The sequence below is a fragment of the Caproicibacterium amylolyticum genome, assembly GCF_014467055.1.
Classification (GTDB): domain Bacteria; phylum Bacillota; class Clostridia; order Oscillospirales; family Acutalibacteraceae; genus Caproicibacterium; species Caproicibacterium amylolyticum.
This window is the reverse complement of the sequence record NZ_CP060696.1, coordinates 741,076-758,054: the sequence shown is the minus strand read 5'-3', so window position 1 is coordinate 758,054 and position 16,979 is coordinate 741,076. Positions and strand designations below refer to the sequence as shown.

Here is a 16,979-nt window from a genome sequence, read left to right as displayed (position 1 = left end):
GCAAGCGGTTATTTATTGTTGCTAACACTATTATCGATTATTTTAGGCAAACCACAACCCAAATATTATACAAACAATTCCATAATATGTTGTGTATATTGTAATATTTATCACATAAAGTTAGACATACTGCTGACTTGGATCCAATGTAACTTGACAAAGTTCCATTTTCTGCCCTATAATAAAATATCTATAAATCGGGTTTTAAACATGGAAACGGGAGGAAAAAGCATGAGCGCATCTGAAACATCCTACATAAATTCCCCATGTGAAATCAAGTCAGACGAAAATGAGCTGCTGGCAACCGGAATTTTGGCAGGCTACTACAACAATGAACTGGTTATCCGCGACCCGCGCGGCGCTCTGGCTTTGGCACACTACAACCGCCCGGTAAAAATATATCTGCACAGCAGCGAACTTGGCGGCCGTGAAATGATGGGCAAAGTTTACATCTCCACAAATGCATTCATGCGCGTCAAAGATATTCGTCTGTTAACCAGTCGGGAACGACGCGACAGCTTTCGGCTGGCAGTTGACTTGCCGGGAATTGCTTTTCGCGCAAACGACATCTCCCGCGCACAAAGCATTAACCGCCTGCGGCAGCTGGATTATGCAACGCGCGTTCAAACAGAGCAGCAGATCGCGGCTGTCACTGGTGAAGAACTGACCGAAGAAGAACTTGACCAGCGCGTACCAAAGCCGAAAATCGCAAAACCTATTGCGCACTCCATCCAAATCGTGGATTTAAGTGCCGGCGGACTTCGCTTTAAATGTGCAGAAATTTTTCGGCTTCACGAGCGGCTGATTCTCAACTTCAAACTGCTAAACAAACCTGCAGAGCTCACCTGTCTGTCAGTTCGCACATCCGGTAACTGTGAGGATACACATCAAAAAACAACCGGCTGCAAGTTCCTTGAAGTTTCTTCTGCACAAAATAACCTGCTCTGCACGTTTCTTCTGCAGGAGCAGGGAAAACAAATTAAAAAAAGCAAACGTATATAAAAAATCCCGCTGTTTAAGCAGCGGGATTTTCCTTTCTGTCAGTTGTTGAACAGCTGCGCTGTTTTCCGCAGTTTGAAGCCACCAACCATATTTTTCAACATCTGTGCCTGACCGGAAAGTTCCTCGCTGGCTGCCGCACTTTCTTCGGCAGTTGCGGAGTTTGTCTGCACTACGCTGGAAATCTGCTCAACACTTTCTGTTACCTGATGAACAGAATGCGCCTGTGTAGAGGAAGCTGCAGAAATCTTATCAATCGTTTCTTCCAAGTTCTTGGCGCCATCCACTGCCGTACCCAGTGACTGTGCTGTACTGTTAGCAATGGAAGTACCCTTTTCCACTGCAGAAAGCGATTCTTCGATCAGTTTTGCAGTATTTTGGGAAGCTTCCTGGCTCTTGTTTGCAAGGTTGCGAACTTCGTCAGCCACAACTGCAAAGCCCTTGCCCGCGGAGCCGGCACGTGCAGCTTCAACGGAAGCATTCAGTGCAAGGATATTGGTCTGGAATGCAATGTCCTGAATGGTCTTTACAATCGTGCTGATTTTGCTGGAAGTTTCACTGATATGGTTCATAGCGCTAATCATATCTTCCATTTGTTTGTTGCTTTCCGTCATGCAGCTGCCAACCTCTTTGGCCTGCTGGTTTGCTTCCTGTGCATTCTTTGCGTTTTCTTCAATCTTTGCAGAAATCTCATCAATGGTCGCTGCAAGCTGCTGTACGGAGCTTGCCTGCTGTGTAGAACCTTCAGAAAGCGCCTGTGCGCCGGAGGAAACCTGCCCTGCACCGCCGGCAACCTCATCCGCTGCCTGTGTTATCTGATTCATGGTGTTGCTGATGCCCTGCTTAATAATGCCAAGCTGTTTGCGCACGGCCTCAAAGTCACCAACATATCCGTCATCGCCTAACTTTGAATGTACCTGAAAGTTACCTCCTGACATTTCGTGCAGATTATAGACCAGATCCGTTACAATCCCCTGCAGGCAGGAAGCTGTTTTCCCCAGTGTTACGGCCAATTCACCAATTTCATCGTCCTTGGCATAGTCAAGTTTTGCGTCAAGCTTGCCTGCTGCAAGATCTTCAGCTGTTTCTTTCAGAGACTTAATTGGGCCAGCAATATCCTTTGCTGTTTTCAGCGTCAGGAAAATCGCCAATGCACAGTAAATAACGATAAAGACAATCAGAATAACAATCCACGTCTGCACCTGACTCTGCATTTCCTGTGCATTCTGTACATGGCTGATATTACTCATAGCCACCATGGAAACTATCAGCATAGCGACTCCTAAAAGCATAATACCGCCAATGGTAAACAGCAGCTTCTGTGAAATTTTTTGACTACGATTCATAAAGCAATCCTTCTTTCGAAATATGTTAAATGAGAATCTAAAAATTGACAAAACAAATATCAGCTGAAGCGTCCAATCTCCAAATCCGTATCAGACTGGAAAATCAAACAGTTTGTTTCCTCGCTGATAATCAGGCGGGAAATGCCGTTGATGCGCGCGGCAACTGTTGGATATAATGTTGAAATTTTCATTTTTGCATAGCTCAGTTTTTCTTCCCGCGCCTGGATTTCGTCCATTTGCTGCTTGAGCTTGTCCTGCTTCACCAAAAAAATGGACAGCCGAAAATGAATGTCCTTAACCGCTTTCACTATTTCGGGATCGTCGGACTTGTCAAGGGCTTTTAGCTGTGCTTTAGCGGTCTGCACCTGTTCCTTGACGGTTTCATATTCTTTGGTAACGCGCGTTTTCTGTGCAATATGCTCTGGTGTTCGCTCCAGATTCAAGCGCGTCACTAAGCCCCGCTCATTGCCAACTTCTTTTGCGCGGATTTCCTCCATAGCCGTAATGCTGCCGCCAACGATGACACCATGGCCAGACTCCACAACTGCTGAGCCGTTACAGCTAATGTTGGAATTTGAAATACTATCGGCAAAGACACTGCCGCCGGCCTGTACCTCTGCGCTTTCTATGTACCGGCATTTCACGTCTCCCCCGGCCTGCAATCTGCCCTGGTCACTGCCGTTTATGCCGCTGCGCACAAACAGGCTGCCGCCAGCCTGAACGGTTGCCGCCCCAACGCTGCCGGAAATGTTGACATCCCCGGTTGCTTTTACCCAAAAACCGTCCCGCACATTGCCCTGCACAAAAACATTTCCTTTAACATCGATGTTCCCGGTGGAAAGATCAACGTCACCTTTGATCTGTATAACATCTGTCACGCGGTACTGGTCATTTTCATAAAAAATCTGGCCGTCTGTTTTTGCAATAATCTCCGTGCCGTCTTCAGAAAGCTGTGTGTTTTTGCCGACCGGCAGCGGCGGCTTTTTGCCCGATGTACAGGGAATTTCTTTTCCCAGTACAGAAATACCAGGCTTTCCCGGAGTCGGAGGAATAATTTTGCAGATGACTTCTTTTTCCTGTACATGCACAATCCAATTTAGATTTTTATAATCCACGATATCAGAGCTGGACTCCATGTAAGGTGTACCGACTGTGTGCGGAATAACTTCTTCGATTCTGCCGTCTATTCCGTTTTCCGGGGCAGTCCCTGCAGCGATACGAATCAAGTGCAGCCACACACTTTCCTGCGTCAGTTTGCTGACTGCATCCTCATCAATGCCGGCCTTCACCTGCATAATATGCATTGCATTCAGAACTTCTTCATGGTTTACAGGTTCACCGCCAAACAGCGGTGGAAATACAAATGCCCATGCCTGCATCCCGTCTTGTGAAATATAAATCAGAACGCGGCCGTTTACTTTGGGCCGTGGTTCCACATCGGCTGTCTTTTCAACCGCTTGCAAAACATTCTGTGCTTCGCGGTCCAAGTTCTGGAGCAGGTCTTCTACCTCTTTGTTGTCAGGCACAAAATCGCCCAAAAAACTTTCAATGCAGGGTTCACGCGGCGAAAATCCATATTTTTGTGCGCAGTCAAGGCTCATTTGCTGCAGTGCCAGCAGCGAAAACGGCTGCCTCTCCGTAGTTTCCGCCATTGGTTCTTCGGACAGCTCCGTTAAGGTATCCTGCTCGTTTTCTGCATTTGTTTCTGCTTCATCGTTCTTATTTTTTTCGTGTTTTTTAAATTTCTGATAAAGAGAAAACAGAAAGTTCTCGTTCCCTTCTTTGCTGTCTTCCTCTCTCTCAGTTCTGCCTTTCATACTTTTTCCACCTCCGCACCTTTCTCCTTCAAGGCACTATTCTGCTTTTACAGCAATTCAAGCAAAATGCAGAACATGGATGTATTATTTCCTATCGCCAATATTAGCCTATTATACAACATGTTTTTGACTTCGTCTATAGATTATCGCAAAAATCAGTTAAAATTTTATCGGATATTGATACATAATAAAATGTTTGTGTTGTTTTTATCGAATTTTTCAAAGGATAGTTAGCAATGTATAATAAAATGGTTCTATCTATCCATTGCTTAAAAAACAGCAGTCCTCATTCTCAGCTTCTTTACTGAAAACAAGGACTGCTACAAATTCATTCACCTATGCCAGCAGATTCATTGCTACTGCAGTGGTCTGTACCTGTGGTATTACACTGTTCTGCACCTGTACATAACGCTGCATTCCTGCAGAAAGCACCTTTTGTGAAGCCGAGCTGGCCTTTTGCGCAGAATTCTGCAGACTTTCTTCAAAAGTGACACTTTGCCCCACAACTGCATTCACTGCCGCCTTTTCCGATGTGCGGGATGGATTGCCAAAATTTCGTGCTGTAGGGCGTGTAGCAGAAACTGCCGAAACACCGCTGGGCAAGTCCGCTTTTTCCGGCAGAATTTGCCCGGTACGCGGTACGCCGGAAGCAAGCACATCCGCAGATGCAAGTGCAGTACCGTAAGTTAGGGATGTACCGCCGCTTTTCTGTGCAAGCAGCTGCTGCGCGCGTGCGCTCAAGTTCACCTGATCAGCCGTCAGTACAGAAGACGTGCGGGAAACTCTGGCGGTATTGGTGGCTGTTTCTGTACGCTGCACAGGCTGTACCGCATCGATTGGTGTATCCTGCGCACGGCGCGTCTGCTGCAGCAAACGCATTTCATATAGTCTGGCTGCATAGTCATTGCCGACTCCATTAACCTGCATACTCATAGAAAAGCCCTCCTTTTCCAGCACAGACAGTTTGAAAATTCGGCTGTCTTTCGCCTAAATCTTTTCTATTTTACCTATTATAAATATACCACTAATTCCCTGAAAATAATACTTATAAAGAAATATAGCAAAATTCTGTCTACACTTTTTTATGCGGAAGTGTTGTAACAGAATTTTTGCTGTTATCTGTTTTCCAATCTACTATCTTGTTACTATAATATGCTGTATTTCTACTACTGATTTAAGTACAAAAGTACAGCATTTTGCACTCAAAAAAGCAAAAAGTGCGGTTGCATGGATAAAATCCCATGCAACCGCACTCATTAGCTTGGTGCGAGGGGAGGGACTTGAACCCTCATGAAATTGCTTTCACATGGACCTGAACCATGCGCGTCTGCCAATTCCGCCACTCTCGCATTCAATTTCCGCCGTCTGCAATTCTATACTGCCGACGACTAATATATAATATCACAACATTTTCGTTGTGTCAACACTTTTTTTCGAATTTTCTGAAAATATTGTCGGAAAGTTCTTTACGTTTTTTTGTAAAAAAGGCTTTACAAACACAAAAGCTAGTGATATAGTATGTTTAGTATTTTAAAGCACGATTTGATTCACATGGTATTGTAGATCAAAGATCGTTTTTGATTTACGGTCCATGTGTTTTTTTCTTTGCAGCAAAATACCGATAAAGTTCAATTTTTTCAAGGAGGTACCTGACATGGGTGCAAACACTGGTACAGTAAAATGGTTCAACGAGGCAAAAGGCTACGGCTTCATCTCCAACGATGACGGCAGCGGCGATGTATTTGTACACTTCTCCAGCATTCTGGGCGAAGGCTTCAAGACCCTGGCAGAAGGCCAGAAGGTCACTTATGATGTAGAGCCTGACCCGAAGAACAGCAGCAAGTTCCGTGCTGCTAACGTTCAGGGTATCTAATTAATTCCTGAACCTTGCGGTGGAAAGCCTTGTGCTTTCCACCGTTTTTTTGTATCTGTACGAAAATTGTTCGTTCTGTCTTCCATTTTTCTGCAAAATCCGGTATACTAAGTTTTGAACAATTTTTCGCGCGATTGTGCGCACATTTTCCTCATATTGGAGGGAGAGCCCATGTTTGGCTCCATTCTCGGCGACATTGCCGGTTCAAGGTTTGAATTCAGCCGCCCCGCCAGCTTTAACTGGCGTACCGAACCGCTTTTTACCACGGATTGCCGCTACACAGATGACACTGTTATGTCCATTGCCAGCAAATATGCCATTTTAACCGGCTGCAGCTTTGAAAGTGCCTACCGCACCTTTGGCCGGCGCTACCCACACGCCGGTTACGGCTCTATGTTTCAGGACTGGCTCGCTACCGGATGCCGTCCTTACCGCAGCTGCGGTAATGGCTCTGCCATGCGTTCCGGAGTCATCGGCGAATTTTACGCTACGCTGGAAGAAGTGGAGGAAAAAGCGGCCGAAAGTGCCGTTTGCACACACAACCATCCGGAAGGGATTTTAGGTGCACAGGCCGCAGCTGCAGGAGTTTTTCTGGCGCGCAGCGGCTTCGATAAAAAGGAAATCCGAAAAACTGTACAAAAACGCTATGGCTATAACCTCACCGTTCCCCTTGCTATGCGCAGACCAGTCAGTAAAATCAAGTTGACCTGTCAGGGAACCATGCCGCTTGCGTTTACCTGTTTTCTGGAAAGCACCAACTTTGAAAGCTGTATCCGCAATGTCTTTAGCTGCCTGTGCGACACCGATACGGTCGGCTGTATTGCAGGCGCCATTGCCGAAGCCTTTTACCACAGCACAGGATTCAATAACGACCAACTGCTGCGACAATATTTAATTAAGCCTGTTATAGTCGGACGGACCGATACTTTCTTATATGACTGGGCTACTGCAGAACCGGAAACTAGTTTTGCCAAAGGAGGAACTCTCTCTTGATAATCAGAACATATCAGTCACGGGCAGTTCTGGAAATTCTGCGTCAAGGCAAAGTATACCGTGCACACCGAAATCTTGGGTTTGATATAGCATATCAGGGCTTGATCAACCTTTTGGGTTTACACTGCGATGCACCGATTTTCGGATACTTAAAAGGTCATCAGCGCTGCACAAATGGTAAAATCAGCAGCAGTGTCCTGCTGACTCTCAACGTTCCGCCGGAGTGTGTTTGGCTGACTGAATACAGTGTTTGGGCGGATTATATGTACTGCGTGATGCATTATACCTTACCCACTAATCGGGAAAGCGTGACGCCAAATGAAGAATTCACGCAGCGCAGATTCAGCTATATCATGAATGATCTGAAAAATCAACGCAGCCCGTCTCGTTATGCTGTCCCGCAGGCGGTTATGGAAAAAATTCTGCCAGAATGGCTTGTCAGTGTTTCTGACCATACGGATTCTCCATTCCGCCGCTTCCTGCAAAAATTGACTGACCACTAAAAACAGCCGATTTCCTAACGCAACTTGGAAACCGGCTGTACGTTCAATTTTGTCCACTGCGCACAAAGGGCGGTGCAATTTTTGTATTCAGCAATTCTCCATATGCTTTTACTTTACGAAACGTATTCCCCATCATCTCATGAGAACGGTAATTCCGCAAAGCCGCAATATCGAAATTTGCTGTAAAGATTTCATCTGCTTTGTCGTTTGCAAGCAACAGCGTGTTATCCACACAATTCCCGTTCTCGTTCCAGCAAATCGGTGAAAAAGCGCAGGAACAGCCTGCATTTTCTCCTGGCGGGTTTGCCATTGCCACGCCAACCATGTTTTCATAGGCACGCGTGGAAAGTGCCTGTACCCGTGGGCGCATCGCACCGCAGTCATTGGGAACCAAAATCAACTCTGCACACTTCATCATCAGTACACGAGCACTCTCCGGGTACTCTCTGTCATAACAAATCATGATTCCGATTTTAACGCCATCGAATTCGCACACCTCAAAGGCGTCTCCACTTTCAAGGCAGGCTTCATCCGCAAAATCACAGGTATGTACCTTTGCGTACTGCAGCAGGATTGTGCCGGTACGGTCAATAAGGAATGCTGTATTTCTGGGCTTTTCACTGCCTCTGGTCAACGCGGTAATCACTGCGCCAATCTGCAGCTCTTTTGCTTTTCGGCAAACCGCCTGTATGTAGTGACTGTCCTCCGGAAGTGCCTCTGCATTTGTGATTGGCAGTTCATAACCTGTAAGAAAGCACTCGGGAAACAACACAATGTCAGCTTTCCGTTCAGCTGCCTCTTCAAGTATTTGCAAAGCATATTGTGTATTTGCTGTAAAATCTTGATTCTTTGAACGTTTCTGCACCACAGCCACGTGCAGTGTTTTTTTCATTCTGCTTCCCTTTCTCCATAAATGCTAAGATGGATGTAAAAAAGCACCCCAGCCATAACCGGGATGCTTTTTTCACAGCCAATAAATCAACTGATTATTTTACCATGCTTGCAATTTCTTCTGCGAAATTGTCCTGACGCTTTTCAAGACCTTCACCCTTTACAAAGCGAACAAAACCAGTAATGGTAATCTTGCCGCCCAAGGACTTTGCAACAGATTCAATATACTGTGCAACGGACTGCTTGCCCTCTTTAACATATTCCTGATCGACCAAGCAGATTTCCTTAAGTGTCTTCTTTACCTTGCCGACAACCATTTTCTCAATGACGTTGGCCGGTTTGCCGGAAGCAGCAGCCTGCTCACTTGCAATCTTCTTTTCACGCTCAACAACTTCTGCCGGAACATGTGCGTCATCCAGATACTCCGGATTCATAGCGGCAATCTGCATGCCGATATTTTTGCCCATTTCGTCAAATTCCGGTTTTGCGGCAATTTCATCAGTTGTATCAAAAGTAACCAGAACGCAGATTTTACCGCCTGCATGAATGTAGGAAGCTGCATGGCCCTCAACGCGCTCAAAGCGGCGGATTTTGATGTTCTCGCCAATAGTCAGAATCTTTTCTTTCAGAATGTCATCAACAGTTTTGTCGCTGTCGGAAACTTTGCACTTCAGCAGAGCCTCTACGTCAGCAGGGTTCTGCTCCATTACGGTATTTGCACAAATCTTGACGAATTCCTGGAAAGAAGCATTTTTTGCAACAAAGTCTGTTTCTGCGTTTACTTCGATTGCAACACCGACCTTGCCGTCCTCGCTGGTTGCTGCAAAAGCAACACCTTCAGCAGCAATACGGCCAGCTTTCTTTGTAGCAGCAGCCAAACCCTTTTCACGCAGGAAGTCCAGTGCCTTTTCCATATCGCCATCGGAAGCGGTAAGTGCCTTTTTGCAGTCCATCATACCGCAGCCGGTCTTTTCACGCAGTTCTTTAACGTCTTTTGCTGTAAAAGCCATTTAATTCATCCTCCGATTATTATTTTATCCACATAAAAAGCTGTGAAATTATTCAGCAGCCTCTTTAACTTTTTCGGTTTCCTCTGCAGCACCCTGTTGACCCTCATGTCCTTCCAGAATTGCATTGGCCATAGTAGCGGAAATCAGGCGTACTGCGCGGATAGCATCATCGTTGCCCGGAATCACATAGTCAATTTCATCCGGGTCACAGTTGGTATCAACAATTGCAATAATCGGAATGTGCAGCTTGCGGGCTTCGGTAACTGCAATGTGCTCTTTGCGCGGGTCAACGATGAACAGCGCGCCCGGCAGAGCCTTCATATCTTTAATGCCGCCCATGAATTTTTCAAGTTTTTCGATTTCGAGGTTCAGCTTGACAACTTCCTTCTTCGGCAGCAAATCGAATGTGCCGTCTTCCTTCATGGTCTGCAGCTGCTTGAGGCGGTCAATGCGGCGGCGGATGGTACGGAAGTTGGTGAGCATACCGCCCAACCAGCGAGCATTAACAAAGTAAGCGCCTGCACGCTCTGCTTCTTCACGGATGGAGTCCTGTGCCTGCTTCTTTGTGCCGACAAACAGAACGCTCTTTCCATCAGCGGAAAGGTCGCGTACAAAGTTGTAAGCTTCCTCCAGCTTGCGGACAGTCTTCTGCAGGTCAATGATGTAAATACCATTGCGCTCTGTGAAGATATACTGTTTCATTTTCGGGTTCCAGCGGCGTGTCTGATGGCCAAAATGGACACCGGCTTCGAGCAGCTGTTTCATAGATACGACTGACATTTTGATTTCCTCCTTGGTTTTTCCTCCGCTGTGCCTACCGTGCAGGGTATCCTGAACGGACACCGCCCCGCACAAACACAGCGTGCGAAATAGATATAACATAAAATTTGCGTGTTATTACACGCATGTTAATAGTATAGCAGAATCATGGACAGAATACAAGCAAAACTTTCATAAAAAATGGCCGCAGGTACTTCTAAAAATCAAATTCTTTATATTATATTCTATTTATGTTTTTTAACACTATTTATGGAATCTTAATGTTAAATGGTGAAATTTGTTCACACAATCATGTTATTTGCATCCGCGAACGCTACAATAAATTAGAATTATGATTAAATACTATCAAATTGTATGAGGTTCTTGTAAACAGGGATGGTGACAGCATATGAAATCCGGAATTCATCTTGGTCAGCAGCTTCGTACACTGCGTATAAAAAACGGCTATACACAGCAGCAAATCAGCGATTTGCTCAGTCTTGACCGTTCTACTTATGCCTACTACGAAACAAACCGCACCACTCCCCCGCTGAGCACCCTGAAAAAAATCGCAGACATTTTCAACGTTTCTGTTTCTACATTATTAGACAATGAAGAAAATCTGCCCACCGTTTTTGACCCGGAAGCACTGACTTTCACGGAATTTGACCACAATCTTTCCCACGTTTATGAACTCCGCCCGGAAGAGCGCCGGCTGGTAGCACTTTTCCGCCTGTCAGACCGGCAAACCAAAGGGAAGATTTTGACCGCACTGTCTGACCAAACACAGAAAGCACCTCATAAAAAGCCCTAAGCGGGTTTTACCCTCATTTCTGTTGCGCTGACACCAGCCTTTGTGCTAAAATGAAACAAATGGAGGTGTCTGACAGATGGCTTATGACGCTTTTACGGCAGGTGTGGAACCCGGCGGTCTGCGAACGCGGGATGAAATTCGTATCCTGCTTTGTTACTTGCTGACCAGTGTAAACGCTCCGCTTTCCCGTGAGGATATTCTGCAAAGTGTGCAGGGCTTAGGGCTTGCAAATTACTTTGAGCTGACAGCTACGCTTGAGGAACTGACCGAAAATGGCAACCTGCTGCTCAAAGACGGCTGCTACACTGCCAGCCCGCAGGCACGTGCCATTGCGCGTCAGCTCGACACCGCCCTGCCGCTTTCCGTTCGCGACAAAGTAGTGCGTGCAGCACTCGGGCTGCTGGCACAGGCGCGCCGTGAACGTGAAAATGCAGTGGAAATCTCCAAATGTCCCTCTGGATTTCAGGTACAGTGCCACATCTCCGGCGGCAAAGAAGAAATGATGTCTTGTTCTCTCACAGTGCCGGATATGCGTCAGGCAAAACTAATTAAACGCAATTTTCAAGAAGCGCCGGAGCGAGTCTACCAGATGCTACTCGCTCTGTTGACGGATGACCGCGAAATGGCAGAAAATGTACTGAAAAAATAAACAAATCCATATAAGAGAAGACCCGGTGCAAAAGTACCGGGTCTTCTCTTATGGTTATAAGAAAATCAAGTTCAGCAGCAGCAGCGTTGTAACACCCGGTATCCCCAGGAAGGCGGATGCCCCCACCGTCACCGGGCAAATGGGCAGCGACACTCCTGTAAAACTGCCCGTCAGGCTGACTGCCAGCAGTGCTGCCAGTCCGGCCACTACACTGCCTGCGGCGGCGGCAAAAGGCCGCGGATTTTTTCCGGCAGCCAATAGTGCAGCACACAGCAAAAACGCTGCCACAATAATCACAGCAAAAAGAATGTCCCTCACCCCCTGCTAGCAATATATGGGGATGAGGGGCAAATTATAACTTTGCGTTTTCCAGTTCGTATCCTGCAGGTGCAAAATCAATGCGGCCGCTGGAAACATCTGCAGCAACACTGACAACCCGAAGCGTGTCACCAATCGTCATGCGCTCTCTGGTTGCTTCATCAATCTGTGAAACCTGGCCGTCAAACTCAAAGTGCTTGTCTGTAAATAATGCCACCGGAACAAAACCCTCTACGGTATTGGGCAGCTGCACAAATACACCGCGCATCGTCACGCCGCTGATGATGCCCTCATACTCCTCGCCAAGGTGCTGCTCCATATACTCTGCAGCATAGCAGTCATCTGCACTGCGTTCTGTATTCATGGCCTTGATTTCCCGTTCACTGGAGTGCTTCGCGGATTCCGCTGCAAATTCTGTATATTTCCGGTCGATTTCTGCCTTTGACTCACCGGAAAGATATGCACTCATAATACGGTGGATGGATGTATCCGGGTAACGGCGGATTGGAGAAGTAAAGTGGCAGTAATCTTCCAGTGCCAGACCAAAGTGGCCAAGCGGCTTTGTATCGTAGCGTGCTTTTGCCATGGTGCGCAGCAGCTGATGGGAAACCACCTTTTCTTTTGGCGTTCCAACGGCCTGCTCCATCACCTTTGCAAAATCTTTCGCAGTAACATCCGCAGTATGGGCAAGGCACACAGGATTCAGTCCGATTGCCACCAACAGTTCTTTCAGGGAATCCACACGGTCAGGGTCGGGGTTCTCATGCACACGGTAAACAAACGGCAGTTTCTTTTCTTTACCCAGCTTTGCTGCAGCCTGGTTCGCGGCAATCATCAGTTGTTCAATCATTTGTTCTGAAGGACCGCTGTGGCGCGGCATCACATCAATACACTTGCCGTTCTCGTCCAGCACAAAATCAGATTCGGAGCTGTCAATGTCAAAATTTCCGGCTTTGCGGGCATTTGCTTTTAGGATACCGGCAAGTTCACGCCCGGCTGTAAGGCTGTCCAAAACCGGTGCATATTTTTTCAGCAAAGTTTCGTCTGCTGTGCCGTCAAAAATCTGATTGACTTCATCGTAAACACCGCGCACCTTGCTGTCAATTACGGACTTATGAAACTCATAGTGTGTCATAGTTCCGGCTTTGTCAAAATCCATCACGCCAGAGAAAGTCAGCTTGTCCGTGCCGGCATTTAGGGAACAGACGCCGTTGCTGATTTCTTCCGGCAGCATCGGCACCACGCGGTCCGGCAGATACACAGAGGTCGCGCGCTGGCGCGCTTCGTCATCCAGCGCAGAACCGGGACGCACATAATAGGAGACGTCTGCAATGTGGACACCCAGGCGATAACCATTTTCGGTACGCACCACACTGATGGCATCATCCAGATCCTTGGCGCTGGCACTGTCGATGGTGCAGATTGGCCAGTCACGGAAATCCGCGCGGCCGTTCAAATCCTGCTCCGTAATTTTACGGGAACCGATTGCCTGCGCTTCAGCTTTGGCTTCTGCCGGAAATACCGTACGAATCGAATTGGAATCAATCAGCGAGTCCGCGCAAATGCGTGCACAGTCGCAACGGCCGTAGGTCTTCATGACCTGTGCGGCAAAGTGTGAGGAGTGCGGCAGGCGGTGTACGTTGGTCTGCACTTTATCTCCAATTTTTGCGCCGCAGTGCACAAATTCCTCAATCGGTATATTGAAGCGGATCGCCGCGTCCGGACGAAGTTCCGGGCCGTAGCCTTCATCTACGATAGAACCGTTAATAATCGTACCGGCACGCTCAGTGATCTCCATGACCTCACAGGTGGGGCCTTTTGCGCCCTGACGGATATTCCCCAAAATAACGGAATCGCCCAAAAAGGCACCGTGCAGGTCTGCTCCGCGCAGGAACATATCCTCGCCGCCGTCATCCGGGCGGGCAAAAGCAAATGTGCGGGAAAGCGAAACAATGGCCGCAGGCACCCGCTGGCTGTCATCCGCGTTCAGCTGAACCATGTGGCGGCTGTCCACGCTGATTTTATTGTCGCTGCGCAGCTGGTTTAGCGCAAGATAAAATGTGTTTTTGTATTTTTCCGGAATATTGAGTTTGCGCATAAGGAACCGGGAGGAAAGATTCTGCCCGGCACTCTGCAGCGCTTCCAAGATTCCTTTTTTAATGTCTTCGACCATATTAGACCTCCATCTGTCATTTACGGCAAAAGCGGCCGCATGTAAAACGTAAAAAAGCCCCGCTGCTTTGCGGGGCTTCATCCATTCCTTACTTATTTGTCATAAACATGAAAATATTCGTGGCAATAACTAGAACAAAGAATGCAACTGCAATAATCTTTGTCCACCGAGCCAGGAATGTGTCAATGGAACGAGCACTGTTTTGGCTAAGGAACGTATCCGCACCGCCGGTAACAACGCCCACATCGCGGTCATGACCCTCCTGCAGAAGGACAACCACAATAATGGCAAGCGCGGCAAGTATCAGAATGATTCCCAGAACAATCTCAGGAACTGACATGAAGTGTACCTCCGAAACGACTGCGGGCCGCAGGAGCACTTTTGCACAGCACACCCTCTGACCCTTTATAATCTTTTTTAATTTTAGCACGAAGCCTGCAAAAAAGCAAGCCTTTTTTCCAAAAGTGCAGGAATAAGCGCTGCTTTTCTGTACAGACTATTTCCTGGAGCCTTCAGCGAAAAGCGTTTGCACGCCGGGGGAACCCACCCCGGCGCGGCAGCATCGGGGCGTTTTTTATTCTGTCAGCTTCAGCTGCTCGCCTTCCATCTCCTCTACAGTCGGCAGTGCACCGATTGCGGGAATTTTCTTGCGGTAACGGTCCGGTGTTTCCACATCGCCTTCGTGATATATTTTTGCGGACTGCAGTGTGGCATTGCGCCGCAGGGTCATAACCTGCACGCCCTGCGTATTCCGTGTGGATTTTGCCTGAATCACACCGGTGTGTACCAGCAGCTTACGCCCCTGTGAGGAAGTCATCAAAACTTCTGCATCCTCCGGCAGCACCAACAAAGACACCAGCGGGCTTTTGTCACAGTAAGCATTCACCAACTTTTTGCGGTTTGTCTTTGTTTCATAGGAAGAAAGCTCTACCTTTGCCGCCTTGCCGTTTTCAAAAAAGAACAGCACATAGCCGCCAAAATCACTCGTAACAAGCATTTGCAGAATGCTTTCGCCTTCATCCATCTGCAGCTTCGCCGGTACATAATCGCCCAGCACACTCGCCTTGGTATCATCAAAATCGCTTGCCTTTGCCTTGTAAACCTGGCAGCGGTCTGTAAAAAACAGCAGGTCCGCGGCATTGGTAGCCTCAATGTGTTCGGTAACCTCGTCGCCCTCTTTCAGCTTCTGCTCACCGCTCATGCGCAGCGACTGCGGGGTGATTTTTTTGAAATAACCATCACGCGTGAAGAACAGATTCACCGGATAATCCGGCACTTCATCCAGTTCTTCCGCCACATCCGCCAGTTCATCCTGATACAGCAGGATACTGCGGCGCGGCTGCCCGTACTTTTCCGCAACTTCTTTGAGTTCCTGTATGATGATTTTCCTGATTTTTTTCGGGTCGTCCAGAATTGCGTTCAGTTCCGCAATGTCGCTCTGCAGCTGTGCAATATCCTGCGTACGCTTGAGAATATATTCCCGGTTCAGGTGACGCAGCTTAATTTCCGCCACATATTCCGCCTGCGCCTCATCAATGCCGAAGCCAATCATCAGGTTTGGAACAACTTCTGCTTCTTCCTCGGTTTTGCGGACAATGGAAACCGCTTTATCAATGTCCAGCAGAATTGCTTCCAGACCTTTGAGCAGATGCAGTTTGTCCATCTTTTTCTGCAAATCAAATTCCGTGCGGCGGCGGACACATTCAATGCGGAACGCTGTCCACTCGTCCAAAATCTCGCCAACGCCCATCACACGCGGCACACCCTGCACCAGAATATTGAAGTTACAGGAAAATGTATCTTCCAGCGTAGTCAGGCGAAAAAGCTTGGCCATCAGCTTGTGCGGATCTGCGCCGCGCTTCAGGTCAATCGTAATCTTCAGGCCAGCAAGTCCGGTTTCGTCACGGATATCGGAAATTTCTTTGACTTTGCCCTGCTTTACAAGGTCAACTACCTTTTCGACGATAACTTCCACTGTGGTGCTCGGCGGAATCTGCGTAATATCGATGCAGTTTGCGGAAGCATCGTAAGCATACCGGCTGCGTACCCGTATGCCGCCGCGGCCTGTGCGGTAAATCTGCTCCATCTGCTGGCGATCGTACAAAATCTGCCCGCCGCCGGGAAAATCCGGTGCCTGCAGCGTGGATAAAATATCATGGTTCGGGTGTTGAATCCGCGCCGCAGCCGTTTCGCAGACCTCTTTCAGGTTAAAGGAACACACACTGCTTGCCATACCAACCGCAATGCCGGTGTTGGCGTTTACCAGCACGCTTGGAAAGGTTGCCGGCAGCAGGGTCGGTTCCTGCATGGTGCTGTCGTAGTTGTCCACAAAGTCAACGGTGTTTTTGTCAATGTCGCGGAACAGCTCGCTGCAAATTGCAGCAAGCTTTGCTTCTGTATAACGAGAAGCCGCCCACGCCATATCACGGCTGTAAAACTTGCCGAAGTTTCCCTTGCTGTCCACATAAGGATGCAGCAGCGCTTCGTAACCGCGGGAAAGGCGTACCATGGTATCATAAATCGCCGCGTCACCGTGCGGGTTCAGCCGCATGGTCTGCCCAACAATATTTGCGCTTTTTGTACGTCCGCCGGTCAGCAGTCCCATTTTATACATAGTATACAGCAGTTTGCGGTGGCTTGGCTTAAAGCCGTCGATTTCAGGAATCGCGCGGCTCATAATGACGCTCATGGCGTACGGCATATAGTTTTTTTCCAGTGTAGAAACGATCTGCTGTTCCACAACTTTTCCGGCGCCCTCAATCACGCCGTGTGCTTTGGAAACCGGAGCAATATGTTCTTTTTTCTTTCTTGGCATAACTTACCTGCCTTTCTGT

The 16,979-nt window shown here is 47.8% G+C and carries 16 protein-coding genes and 1 tRNA gene; 6 read left to right on the top strand and 11 right to left on the bottom strand.

The annotated features are described in order from the left end of the window. Window positions 1-231: 231 nt before the first annotated feature. Entirely contained in the window at window positions 232-1,002 is a 771-nt protein-coding gene (locus tag H6X83_RS03370) for a PilZ domain-containing protein (protein ID WP_212507763.1), read from the top strand. 38 nt (window positions 1,003-1,040) lie between these two features. Here the strand turns inward: H6X83_RS03370 and H6X83_RS03365 are convergent, their stop codons facing one another. From H6X83_RS03365 to H6X83_RS03350, 4 genes are all read right to left on the bottom strand, one after another. After that, window positions 1,041-2,345, bottom strand: coding sequence for a methyl-accepting chemotaxis protein (locus tag H6X83_RS03365; RefSeq protein WP_212507762.1), 1,305 nt, complete (start codon window positions 2,343-2,345; stop codon window positions 1,041-1,043). Between the two features lie 59 nt (window positions 2,346-2,404). Continuing rightward, window positions 2,405-4,162, bottom strand: coding sequence for a flagellar assembly protein A (locus H6X83_RS03360; RefSeq protein WP_212507761.1), 1,758 nt, complete (start codon window positions 4,160-4,162; stop codon window positions 2,405-2,407). 336 nt (window positions 4,163-4,498) lie between these two features. After that, window positions 4,499-5,095, bottom strand: coding sequence for a hypothetical protein (locus tag H6X83_RS03355; RefSeq protein WP_212507760.1), 597 nt, complete (start codon window positions 5,093-5,095; stop codon window positions 4,499-4,501). A gap of 329 nt (window positions 5,096-5,424) precedes the next feature. Continuing rightward, window positions 5,425-5,511, bottom strand: a tRNA-Leu gene (locus tag H6X83_RS03350). A gap of 305 nt (window positions 5,512-5,816) precedes the next feature. Here H6X83_RS03350 and H6X83_RS03345 point away from each other — a divergent pair. The 3 genes from H6X83_RS03345 (at window position 5,817) to H6X83_RS03335 (ending at window position 7,531) form a co-directional block, all read left to right on the top strand. After that, entirely contained in the window at window positions 5,817-6,035 is a 219-nt protein-coding gene (locus H6X83_RS03345) for a cold-shock protein (RefSeq protein WP_212507759.1), read from the top strand. Between the two features lie 171 nt (window positions 6,036-6,206). Continuing rightward, on the top strand, window positions 6,207-7,028 hold the full coding sequence (locus H6X83_RS03340; protein WP_212507758.1) for an ADP-ribosylglycohydrolase family protein: 822 nt from the start codon (window positions 6,207-6,209) through the stop codon (window positions 7,026-7,028). After that, window positions 7,025-7,531, top strand: coding sequence for a hypothetical protein (locus H6X83_RS03335; protein WP_212507757.1), 507 nt, complete (start codon window positions 7,025-7,027; stop codon window positions 7,529-7,531). The genes H6X83_RS03340 and H6X83_RS03335 overlap by 4 nt, the downstream gene beginning before the upstream one ends. Window positions 7,532-7,574: 43 nt before the next feature. Here the strand turns inward: H6X83_RS03335 and H6X83_RS03330 are convergent, their stop codons facing one another. From H6X83_RS03330 to rpsB, 3 genes are all read right to left on the bottom strand, one after another. Further along, window positions 7,575-8,423, bottom strand: coding sequence for a carbon-nitrogen hydrolase family protein (locus tag H6X83_RS03330; RefSeq protein ID WP_212507756.1), 849 nt, complete (start codon window positions 8,421-8,423; stop codon window positions 7,575-7,577). A gap of 94 nt (window positions 8,424-8,517) precedes the next feature. Continuing rightward, window positions 8,518-9,432, bottom strand: coding sequence for a translation elongation factor Ts (gene tsf, locus H6X83_RS03325; RefSeq protein WP_212507755.1), 915 nt, complete (start codon window positions 9,430-9,432; stop codon window positions 8,518-8,520). Window positions 9,433-9,480: 48 nt separating this feature from the next. Next, entirely contained in the window at window positions 9,481-10,212 is a 732-nt protein-coding gene (gene rpsB, locus H6X83_RS03320; protein WP_212507754.1) for a 30S ribosomal protein S2, read from the bottom strand. A 388-nt stretch (window positions 10,213-10,600) separates the two neighbouring features. Between rpsB and H6X83_RS03315 the strand changes: the two genes are divergently transcribed. Both H6X83_RS03315 and H6X83_RS03310 read left to right on the top strand, forming a co-directional pair. Further along, window positions 10,601-11,005 (top strand): helix-turn-helix domain-containing protein, encoded by a 405-nt coding sequence (locus tag H6X83_RS03315; protein ID WP_212507753.1) that lies wholly within the window; start codon window positions 10,601-10,603, stop codon window positions 11,003-11,005. A 76-nt stretch (window positions 11,006-11,081) separates the two neighbouring features. Further along, complete coding sequence (locus tag H6X83_RS03310) at window positions 11,082-11,654, top strand: DUF4364 family protein (RefSeq protein ID WP_212507752.1); 573 nt, start codon at window positions 11,082-11,084, stop codon at window positions 11,652-11,654. Window positions 11,655-11,708: 54 nt separating this feature from the next. Here the strand turns inward: H6X83_RS03310 and H6X83_RS03305 are convergent, their stop codons facing one another. From H6X83_RS03305 to H6X83_RS03290, 4 genes are all read right to left on the bottom strand, one after another. After that, entirely contained in the window at window positions 11,709-11,951 is a 243-nt protein-coding gene (locus H6X83_RS03305) for a pro-sigmaK processing inhibitor BofA family protein (RefSeq protein WP_212507751.1), read from the bottom strand. Window positions 11,952-12,006: 55 nt separating this feature from the next. After that, window positions 12,007-14,145, bottom strand: a complete 2,139-nt coding sequence (rnr, locus tag H6X83_RS03300) for a ribonuclease R (protein WP_212507750.1) — start codon at window positions 14,143-14,145, stop codon at window positions 12,007-12,009. Window positions 14,146-14,233: 88 nt separating this feature from the next. Further along, complete coding sequence (gene secG, locus H6X83_RS03295) at window positions 14,234-14,485, bottom strand: preprotein translocase subunit SecG (RefSeq protein ID WP_212507749.1); 252 nt, start codon at window positions 14,483-14,485, stop codon at window positions 14,234-14,236. A gap of 234 nt (window positions 14,486-14,719) precedes the next feature. Continuing rightward, window positions 14,720-16,960: a DNA gyrase subunit A gene (locus tag H6X83_RS03290; RefSeq protein WP_212507748.1), complete on the bottom strand. Its 2,241-nt coding sequence runs from the start codon at window positions 16,958-16,960 to the stop codon at window positions 14,720-14,722. Window positions 16,961-16,979: the final 19 nt, after the last annotated feature.

Coding starts and splice junctions, on each gene's coding strand:
- H6X83_RS03370 (WP_212507763.1), top strand. CDS start 232: ATGAGCGCATCTGAAACATCCTACATAAATTCCCCATGTGAAATCAAG.
- H6X83_RS03365 (WP_212507762.1), bottom strand. CDS start 2,345: ATGAATCGTAGTCAAAAAATTTCACAGAAGCTGCTGTTTACCATTGGC.
- H6X83_RS03360 (WP_212507761.1), bottom strand. CDS start 4,162: ATGAAAGGCAGAACTGAGAGAGAGGAAGACAGCAAAGAAGGGAACGAG.
- H6X83_RS03355 (WP_212507760.1), bottom strand. CDS start 5,095: ATGAGTATGCAGGTTAATGGAGTCGGCAATGACTATGCAGCCAGACTA.
- H6X83_RS03345 (WP_212507759.1), top strand. CDS start 5,817: ATGGGTGCAAACACTGGTACAGTAAAATGGTTCAACGAGGCAAAAGGC.
- H6X83_RS03340 (WP_212507758.1), top strand. CDS start 6,207: ATGTTTGGCTCCATTCTCGGCGACATTGCCGGTTCAAGGTTTGAATTC.
- H6X83_RS03330 (WP_212507756.1), bottom strand. CDS start 8,423: ATGAAAAAAACACTGCACGTGGCTGTGGTGCAGAAACGTTCAAAGAAT.
- tsf (WP_212507755.1), bottom strand. CDS start 9,432: ATGGCTTTTACAGCAAAAGACGTTAAAGAACTGCGTGAAAAGACCGGC.
- rpsB (WP_212507754.1), bottom strand. CDS start 10,212: ATGTCAGTCGTATCTATGAAACAGCTGCTCGAAGCCGGTGTCCATTTT.
- H6X83_RS03315 (WP_212507753.1), top strand. CDS start 10,601: ATGAAATCCGGAATTCATCTTGGTCAGCAGCTTCGTACACTGCGTATA.
- H6X83_RS03310 (WP_212507752.1), top strand. CDS start 11,082: ATGGCTTATGACGCTTTTACGGCAGGTGTGGAACCCGGCGGTCTGCGA.
- rnr (WP_212507750.1), bottom strand. CDS start 14,145: ATGGTCGAAGACATTAAAAAAGGAATCTTGGAAGCGCTGCAGAGTGCC.
- secG (WP_212507749.1), bottom strand. CDS start 14,485: ATGTCAGTTCCTGAGATTGTTCTGGGAATCATTCTGATACTTGCCGCG.
- H6X83_RS03290 (WP_212507748.1), bottom strand. CDS start 16,960: ATGCCAAGAAAGAAAAAAGAACATATTGCTCCGGTTTCCAAAGCACAC.